We start from the raw sequence: 1,357 nt of genomic DNA on the forward strand, positions 1-1,357 counted from the left end.
CAACATTGCTCTGTCCCAAGCCGCTAATACCTTCGGTTTCATGTTCTTTCGGTGAGTCGTTATTAGGCTAATACCATCCTTTTTCAAGTCTGCTGTTAGCGCTTTACTGATATAGCCTTTATCTGCACTTCCGACTGGTCTTCCGTTGCAAGAGAATTTGAAGAACTTTATTCAAGGAGAAACGTAAATGATGATTTCAAAAGAGATTAGTGCCTCTCCTGACAGTGCTTAATGGCAATCCATAAACTGGAAAGTTGTAGAAGCGCGTGTTTTAAAGCTTCAGATGCGTATTGCAAAGGCAACACGAAAAGGTAAACACGGCAAAGCGAAAGCCTTGCAGTGGCTACTGACTCATTCTCGCTCAGCAAAACTTCTTGCTGTTAAGCGAGTATCTCAAAATAAAGGCAGTAAAACGTCTGGAATAGATGGTGTTATCTGGAATACAGATACACGTAGTATGAAAGCAGTTAATCAATTGAGTCGAAAGACATACAAAAATCCTTACAAAAGTCGTCGACATGGCAGAATAGGTCAGTTAACTTTTTCATAGCTGGTTCTTTTGCGATGATTTCCTTTTTAGTCGAAAGATCTGATCGCAGAACCAGCTTTTAGTTCCTGCCTATTTTTATCCCGAGTTCAGGTTAGTTAGCCAAGTTAGTGTTGGCTTGGTTATGCCCAGACACTTCTCAGCGCGATCATTGCTAGCAAAGTTTTGCCCCTTTATGAGTCGGTGATATTTTCGACCGATAAATATTGCCAGATTTTGCCCAAGTTTTTCTAATGTTGGGGGAAAGCCAGGGCTTGCACATTATGGACAAAAGCTACCCCCACGATTTTTATCACCAAATTCACTTTATGCTGAATGTTCTAAAAGTATTCAGAATACCTGTTACTCATGAAACGCTTTTCCTTAGAAGTCATTTCTTAATTTTTTCAATCATGTAACTAGGGTCTGTTGATCTTTGCTGTACATTTCGCGTTCAACAATACATCGGTAGCCACATTAACATGAATGCCAGCGATAACATGCTGGCATAATTCCTTTCTAGCTTATCATATCTACTTGAAATAGCTCGATAATGCTTAATTCTCACAAAGGCATTTTCGACCAAGTGACGATACTTGTATAGACACCAATCCATACTGTTTTTGTCTATATCTTCTCCGTAATTGCGTTTAGCAATTACTGTTTCTCCGCCACGTTCCTTAACAAAAGTGCGGAAAGGTTCGCTGTCATATCCTTTATCACAAACGATGGTATTAACTTCATCGAGTTGCTCAACTAAGCTTTCGGCATGCACTATATCGTGGCGTTGTCCTTCTGATAAATCAAAGCAAATCGGCAGGCCACCACTAT

1 protein-coding gene and 2 pseudogenes are annotated in these 1,357 nt (G+C 40.1%); 1 reads left to right on the forward strand and 2 read right to left on the reverse strand.

The window, feature by feature from the left end; all coding sequences use genetic code 11:
- A pseudogene (locus tag AACW06_RS19525) lies at positions 1 to 126 on the reverse strand (transposase); the annotation flags it as partial.
- Positions 127 to 241: 115 nt separating this feature from the next.
- On the opposite strand from AACW06_RS19525, the pseudogene AACW06_RS19530 reads away from it, so the two are divergent.
- A pseudogene (locus AACW06_RS19530) lies at positions 242 to 538 on the forward strand (reverse transcriptase N-terminal domain-containing protein); the annotation flags it as partial.
- A gap of 442 nt (positions 539 to 980) precedes the next feature.
- Here the strand turns inward: AACW06_RS19530 and AACW06_RS19535 are convergent.
- A partial coding sequence (locus AACW06_RS19535; protein ID WP_192076327.1) for a transposase occupies positions 981 to 1,357 on the reverse strand: 377 nt, incomplete at its 5' end.

Origin of the sequence: Vibrio sp. S12_S33 (assembly GCF_963889785.1) — a bacterium.
Taxonomy (GTDB): Bacteria; Pseudomonadota; Gammaproteobacteria; order Enterobacterales; family Vibrionaceae; genus Vibrio; species Vibrio aestuarianus.